The following is a 7,085-nucleotide window of genomic DNA, read 5'->3' as shown; positions in this document are numbered from 1 at the left end:
CTCGACCGGCGTCAGATCGCTTCGCTGGCAGGGCTTGCACCCTGGACGCGGCAATCAGGCACGTGGAAGGGCAAGAGCTTCATCGGCGGCGGCAGGGGCAAGGTGCGCGCGGTGCTGTTCATGGCAGCCCTCGTCGCCAGCCGGCACAACCCGGTCATCAAGGCCTTCCGCGATCGGCTCGTCGCACAAGGCAAGCCGAAGATCGTTGCAACCGTCGCAACCAACCGAAAGCTCCTCACCATCCTCAACGCCATCATAAGGGACAAAAGACCATGGCAAAGCGCTTGACCGGAAAGACAGTCGCTCTCCCCACGGTGGCGAAGTCTTGAGCGCTCGTCGCCAACTCTCGAGATAAGCCACCAAAGACCCCAGAGGGTTTACAGCAGTTTACAAAGCTCGAAGGGGCAGAGGCTCAGTCCCGCGAGTTCGTCTCCTTGCCCATGTCCTCGATGGCGCCGGGCTGATGGACGATCAGAGACAGGATCGGCCGGGTCGCCGCTTCCGCTTCGCCGATGGTCAGACCGTCAGAGACGCCAGCATTTTCGCCTTCGCCCACCTCTTCCAGCCATCGATGGGCTTCCGCGATGTCGCCGGAAATGCGCTCCAGCTGTTTGACGCGCGCCCGGATGTCGTCCTGCAGACCATCGAGCATGACGCTGAGCTTGCGCGCGGCCTCTTGGGGCGAGGTCTCGGTTTCGACGACGGCGGTCAGTTCACGGATTGCTCGGATAGACACGCCGAGCCCGGCCAACTCGTAAGCCACCGCGAAACGCCGGATGTCCATATCGCTGAACATTCGGGTCCCGCCAGAAGTCTTGGCCGGCCGGATGATCCCTTGTTCCTCGTAGTAGAGCAGCGTGCGGGGCGTCGTGCGCAGCAGCGCGGCGACTTCCCCGATCTTGAGCATCCCGCTCTTTCGCGCGCCTCGAACGTCCATTGCCTCACTTCGACTCTCATAATCGTCACAGCGGGTTACAGATTGGCTCGGCTCAGATCAATCCGCGCGCCGGTCGACATTTCGGCCCCTCAAGCGGCCATACGGCTAGGCGTCAGCCTAAAACAGCAGATGGCAAACCAAAGGCTGTGCCTGTCAACAGAGACAAATGTCTTACCTAGCATACATTTTTATCCCCATACTGTCGTCGAACACCTGCTGTCCTTGCACTCCCTTCACGCTTCCATCTCGGCGAATTATCAGTCAACGCATATTGTTTGCCGTGAAATTAACGCACCGTTCTCTTTTTGAGGACCGGATCGATAAGTGAGATACGAATGCCCGAATCGCTCAAGCGCTTTCTACGCCTCCTGACGGTCGCAGCACGACGGATTGAAAGCCGCAGCCTCATCGCCATCCTGATCGCGGCAGTTTCAATCTGGGGTTTCATCGCTCTGGCTGGCGAGGTGCTGGAAGGCGACACCAAGGGCCTCGACACCGAAATCTTGCTCGCCCTTCGCAGCCCCGCCGATCCGACAGATCCGGTCGGCCCCCATTGGGTCGAAGAGTTCGGGCGCGACATGACGGCCTTCGGGGGAACCGGCGTTCTGATTCTCATCACCGCCGTCACCGCAATCTATCTCGGCATGCGCGGCCAGTGGCGTTCCGGCTGGCTCGTCGTCGCGGCGATCGCCTCGGGCTTTGCCATGAGCCAGCTTCTCAAATGGGGGTTCTCGCGGCCACGTCCCGACCTCGTGCCGCACGGCTCCTATGTCTATACGGCGAGCTTTCCGAGCGGCCACGCCATGATGTCCGCGGTCACCTATCTGACGCTGGCGATCCTGACCGCCCGCGTTGAAGAGAAGCGGCGCGTGAGGGCCTATCTGATCGCCGTGGCCGCCTTACTCACTATTCTCGTTGGCATCAGCCGGGTCTATCTCGGCGTTCATTGGCCGAGCGATGTCCTCGCCGGCTGGACCCTCGGCGCGACATGGGCGATCCTTTGGTGGTTCATCGCCAAATGGCTGGAGAGCCGCGGTGCAGTCGAGCCGCAATCGGCGAATGATGATGGTGGAAGCTCCGATATGGTGTCCGACTGATTCAGTCGGGCTCCTCCGTATCAAAGCTTGCACGGCGTTTAAGCGGCTTGGGAATCCATGATCGCGAAACGATCAAACGGATTTCGTATGACGCGACGCCCGAATGGCGGATCGGCTTGGCGTTGTGTCCCGAGGGTCGAAGGCTATGATCGCACAAAAGGCCAATTGCTTCGCGCGGTTCGAATTTTTACTCTGGCTCCGAACGATGCGGGCGCGCGCGATGCGACGTCCCGCGGCGTGAAGGATCCGCAGCCATGAACAAATTCCTCATCATCGACGATCACCCGCTCTTCCGCGAAGCGTTGCGCATGGCCGTCCACGCCGCCGTGCCGGAGTCGGAAACGCTGGAGGCCGACTCGATCGATGTCGCGATCGAAGTCATCGGGGCGGATTCGAACAGGCTCGATCTGGCCCTTCTCGATCTGACCATGCCGGGCGTATCCGGCTTCGAGGGCCTATTGGAGCTTCGCGCCCGCTTTCCTCGTCTGCCACTTCTCGTCGTCTCGGCGCTCGACGATCCGAAGATCGTCCGACAGGTCCTGTCCTATGGCGTCGCCGGTTTCGTCTCGAAGGCGGCCAAGAAGATGGATCTGGCCGCCGCCATCCGGGAAGTCCTCTCGGGTTCGGTCTATGTGCAGAATGGCCTCATTCCGGACGGACCGGAAGACCATCCGGACATCGCCGCCATCGCCTCGCGCATCGCCAGCCTGACGCCCCAGCAGTTGCGCGTTCTCGGCATGATCCGCCAAGGGCTCCTGAACAAGCAGATCGCCTATGAGCTGTCGGTCGGCGAAACGACCGTGAAGGCGCATGTCTCGGAAATCCTGCGAAAGCTCAATGTCTTCAGCCGCACCCAGGCGGTGATCGAGGTGGCGAAGCTCGACTTCGAGAATCTCGCCCCCAGGGATGAAGGCGGCAAGGAGAGTACGGCCGACCCGCTGCGCTCTGCAGCGGCCACCGCCTGATCGGCGCGCCCCGTCCGCATGGCGCGCCTCGGCACCTGCAGAGGGACGTGAGCGGCCGTGACTTGCAAGATCCACGGGATCGCTTCGCAATGATGGATTTGCAAGAGGCTCACGCGCCGCGCAAGGCTTGATCCGGTGATCGGCGCGATCACCGGAGGCCGGATCAACCCGTCATGTGCGCGAGCAAGGCCCGCAACTCGGCCGGGCGGACCGGCTTGCGCAGCAGCTCGCAGCCGGCCTTCTGGACCTGTTCTGCGGTCTCGTCCGAATAGTCGGCTGTCATGATGCAGGCCGGGACCACCCACCCCATCGTCGAGCGCACGGCTTCGACGACGTCGGTGCCGACCTGGCCTTTGTCGAGCCAGAAATCGGCGAGCACGACGTCGGGATAGAAGCTGTCCGAGGCGAGGACGGCCTGTGCCTCGCGAATTCCCGTGGCCGTGCGCACCGTGCAGGACCAGCGCTCCAAAAGGCCGAGCGTCGCCTCCATCACCGTCGGATCATTCTCGACCAAAAGCACCTTCGCGAAAGCGAGGCCGAAGCCGGCTGTCTTGACGGTCGGCTGGGCGATGCGCGGCTCGGCCATCGAGACGGCGGCAAGCGGCAGGGTGAGTGAGAAAACCGTGCCGCGCTCGACGCGAGAGCGAAAGGTTAGGCGATGATCGAGCGAGGAGGCAATCCGCTTGACGATGGAGAGGCCGAGACCGAGGCCCGGCCGTGACGACGGCCCTCGCTCGGCCAGCCGTCCACGATGGAACTCCTCAAATATCTTTTCATACTGATCGGCCGCGATGCCATGGCCGGTATCGGCAACGTCGATGCGCACCATCTGGCCCCGGCGCCGCAAGCCGATAAGAACGCCGCCTTCGTCGGTATAGCGAATGGCGTTGGACAGAAGATTGGACAGAAGTCGTTTGAGCAGCGCGCCATCGGATGCCGCGATGAGATTGGCGCCGCCCGAGCGCAGGCGTAGGCCCTTGCCCGTGGCCAGCGGCTGATATTCGGCGACGAGCGTATCGATCAGCTCGCGCAGGCGAATTTCGCCGATCTCCGGCTCCATCACGCCAGCATCGAGCCGGGCGATATCGAGAACACTGCCGATGAGATCTTCCATCGTGTCGAGCGCCCGGTCGACGGCCGCCGCGAAGCGCTCCCCCTCTTCGGGAACGCCCGACGCGAGGAGCGCCGACAGGGAAAGCCGCGCCGCATTCAACGGTTGAAGAATGTCGTGGCCGGCCGCCGCCAAGAATTTCGATTTGGAGCGGTTGGCATTGTCGGCCGCCTCTCGGGCGGCAAGATTCTCGCGATTGGTCTGTTCGAGGCGCTTCAAGGCCTCGGAGAGCTCTGTCGTGCGCTTTTGGACGAGGAGTTCACGCTGGATTGCGGTCTGAAACAGGCTATAGGCCCCGGCCTGGCTGTCGATGACCTGCTCGACCCGCCGCAACAAAGCGAGATTGATCCGCTTCAGACGGCGAACCTCCTCGCTTTCCGACGAGGCCTTGGTGCCCGCCTCCTCGATCGGGCCGAGCGTTCCAAGGACGATGGGGCCGTCCGTCGCTCCGCTCATGCCGAAAGCCCACCGGCGCTGCCGGCGGCACGACCAAAAGCGATCCCCGTCAGGGTCTGGTTGAGATGCATCGACATATATTGCTCACCGTAGGTGGTGAAGCCAAGGACGTTGTAGTCCCTGAACACCTCGGCGACCTGCCGGCTCATCTGCCGCTCCTCCGCCTCGATGCGCCGCAAGATGCAGTCAAATCCGATGACGAGGTCGATGCCGCCCATCTCCTCGGCGACCGAATCTAGGGTCTCGCGCATCGTCCCGATCATGTCGCGCCCCTCGGCAATCGTCAGGACGACGCCGTTTTCGATGGCGCAGAAGAAGGACAGACCCTCCGGCTCCATGCGCCGGATCGACCGGCAGTAATGTTCGCCTCCGACGCGCACGGCGACCGGATGAGAGGCGAAGGAGAAGGGCGTCAGGCTTTTAGGGTCGAGACCCAGAACATTGGCGTATTCGAGTGCCGCATCGACGCCGTTGAGCTCGGTGACGAGACGCTTCTCCGCGTCGCAGGCCGTGACGACCAGCCGCGTGTCACTCGGGCGGTAATGCTCGGACTTGAACAGACGGAAGGGCAGCCGCGACCAGACGAGACACAAGACGGCGGCATCGGCATGGGCGCGCCCCTCATGGCAGACACGGGTGCTGCGAAAGCTAAGGCCGTCTCCGGCCGAACCGCCGACGAGGGGGATCGCCGGCAGGGCCCGCTGGAAAGCGGCGACTGTTACCTCCTCGTGATTCGACAGGCCATCGATGAAGGTCAGAGCGAAGGGCCCACCCTCGATACGGCTCTCGCCTCGCCGATGCGCCACCTGGCGCTCGAAGCTCGACAGGAGGTCGGCCGCGATCTTGGCGCCCCGATCAAGACCTTCCGACGAAATGTCGGGCACGACCGCAGCGAGCGCCTCGAAGCTGTCTGCCGGAAACAAGACGAGCACGGCGCCGCCGTCGATATAGCCGAAAGGCGAGATATTGCCGGCCGTCGAACAGCAGATCTGGGTCGGGACAGCGACTCGCCTTTTCAAGGCAAGCGCCAACTCGTCGGCGTCGAAGGCCGGGTCGAACATGGCGACGAGCAGCGTGTGCTCGCGCTCGTCGGCGATCGCCGCCGCCTCGGTGCAGAGTTCTGCGATATCGTCGCCGCGATAGACGATCGTCTCGATGCCAGTTGCCCGGAGATCGCCGTTGGTGGGCGCATCCCGCATCGCGTCTCCTCCCATCCGCCCCGAGCGCCTGCCGGTCAAGGTAGGGCCGCACGGGCCGGCCTCCGCCATCTCCCGAATTTAGAAATAATCAAAACTGGCGGAGCCGACAAGCAGCGGCAGCTAATCTTCGCCTCTTCTCCAAATGCCAAGAGGGTCTTCGCCGTTCTGTAGCAGGACGACTCACGCCAACTCTCGGCATAGCCTGCGCTTTCAGGTGTCAAGCCGGCTGTTCGCGGGGTCAGACAAGTTGAACAAAGTGCGGGGACAGGGCCTCGATAGGCGATGCGCCGGGGTTGCCAGCGGCCGTCTGCTATGGAATGCATCATGCCTATGGACGCGGCGTTCCTGACAGAGCCCTCCGCGATCCAGTCCTTAAGACAGAAGAACGACACGGGCGCGAATGGAATATTTTCTGCAGCAGCTGATCAATGGGATCACGCTCGGCTCGATCTATGGGCTGATCGCCATCGGATACACGATGGTCTACGGTATTATCGGCATGATCAACTTTGCCCATGGCGAAGTGTTCATGATCGGCGCGTTCATTGCGCTGACGAGCTTTCTGGCACTGGCGGCGCTGGGCATCACCTTTCTTCCCCTCGTCCTCCTCATCATTCTTGCCGTCGCGATGATCTTCACGGCGCTGTGGGGCTGGACCATCGAGCGGGTCGCCTATCGTCCGTTGCGCGGCTCCTTCCGCCTCGCCCCGCTGATCACCGCGATCGGCATGTCGATCTTCCTGCAGAATTTCGTTCAGATCACGCAAGGCGCGCGCGTCAAGCCGCTGCCCCCGCAGATCCAGGGCGGCATCACCCTAATGGACAGCCCGAGCGGCATCGTGGTCCAGCTCTCCTGGATGCAGCTGATCATCATCGTCATGACGGTCGTGCTGATGACCGCCTTCTCGCTGATCATCGGCAAGACGTCCCTGGGACGCCAGCAGCGCGCCTGCGAACAGGATCGCAAGATGGCCTCGCTCCTCGGCGTCAATGTGGACCGGACCATCTCCCTGACCTTCGTGATGGGTGCGGGTCTCGCCGCCGTCGCCGGCACGATGTACCTGCTCTATTACGGCGTCATCGACTTCTACATCGGCTTCATCGCTGGCGTGAAAGCCTTCACCGCAGCGGTTCTCGGCGGCATCGGCTCGCTGCCCGGCGCCATGCTCGGCGGGCTCGCCATCGGCCTCATCGAGACCTTCTGGTCCGGCTATTTCTCGGTGGAGTACAAGGACGTCGCGGCCTTCTCGATCCTGGCCATCGTCTTGATCTTCCTGCCCTCCGGCCTTCTCGGCCGCCCCGAAGTCGAGAAGGTCTGATC

General features: G+C 62.8%; 7 protein-coding genes. 4 read left to right on the top strand and 3 right to left on the bottom strand.

Translation table 11 applies throughout. The features are described 5' to 3' along the window. Positions 1–288, top strand: a 288-nt coding sequence (locus B9A15_RS17490) for a transposase (protein WP_139798459.1), incomplete at its 5' end; no start/stop codon positions are given. A 124-nt stretch (positions 289–412) separates the two neighbouring features. On the opposite strand, the gene B9A15_RS17485 is transcribed toward B9A15_RS17490, so the two are convergent. Next, a complete protein-coding gene (locus B9A15_RS17485; RefSeq protein ID WP_170923345.1) occupies positions 413–907 on the bottom strand; it encodes a MerR family transcriptional regulator in 495 nt (164 codons plus the stop codon). A 365-nt stretch (positions 908–1,272) separates the two neighbouring features. Here B9A15_RS17485 and B9A15_RS17480 point away from each other — a divergent pair, with 365 nt between their 5' ends. Both B9A15_RS17480 and B9A15_RS17475 read left to right on the top strand, forming a co-directional pair. Then, complete coding sequence (locus B9A15_RS17480; protein ID WP_084411811.1) at positions 1,273–2,034, top strand: phosphatase PAP2 family protein; 762 nt, start codon at positions 1,273–1,275, stop codon at positions 2,032–2,034. 254 nt (positions 2,035–2,288) lie between these two features. Continuing rightward, positions 2,289–2,999, top strand: coding sequence for a response regulator (locus B9A15_RS17475; RefSeq protein ID WP_084411810.1), 711 nt, complete (start codon positions 2,289–2,291; stop codon positions 2,997–2,999). A 163-nt stretch (positions 3,000–3,162) separates the two neighbouring features. On the opposite strand, the gene B9A15_RS17470 is transcribed toward B9A15_RS17475, so the two are convergent. Further along, a complete protein-coding gene (locus B9A15_RS17470; protein ID WP_084411809.1) occupies positions 3,163–4,566 on the bottom strand; it encodes an ATP-binding response regulator in 1,404 nt (467 codons plus the stop codon). Continuing rightward, the gene (locus B9A15_RS17465) at positions 4,563–5,765 is read right to left on the bottom strand and encodes an FIST N-terminal domain-containing protein (protein ID WP_170923344.1); all 1,203 of its coding nucleotides are present in this window, start codon (positions 5,763–5,765) and stop codon (positions 4,563–4,565) included. Before B9A15_RS17465 ends, B9A15_RS17470 begins: the two co-directional genes overlap by 4 nt. A 400-nt stretch (positions 5,766–6,165) precedes the next feature. Here B9A15_RS17465 and B9A15_RS17460 point away from each other — a divergent pair, with 400 nt between their 5' ends. Then, on the top strand, positions 6,166–7,083 hold the full coding sequence (locus tag B9A15_RS17460) for an ABC transporter permease subunit (protein ID WP_084411807.1): 918 nt from the start codon (positions 6,166–6,168) through the stop codon (positions 7,081–7,083). Positions 7,084–7,085 lie beyond the last annotated feature (2 nt).

The sequence above is a fragment of the Fulvimarina manganoxydans genome (assembly GCF_900176465.1).
Lineage (GTDB): Bacteria > Pseudomonadota > Alphaproteobacteria > Rhizobiales > Rhizobiaceae > Fulvimarina > Fulvimarina manganoxydans.
The sequence above is the reverse complement of the archived record's forward strand: the minus strand, read 5'-3'. Positions and strand labels throughout refer to the sequence as shown.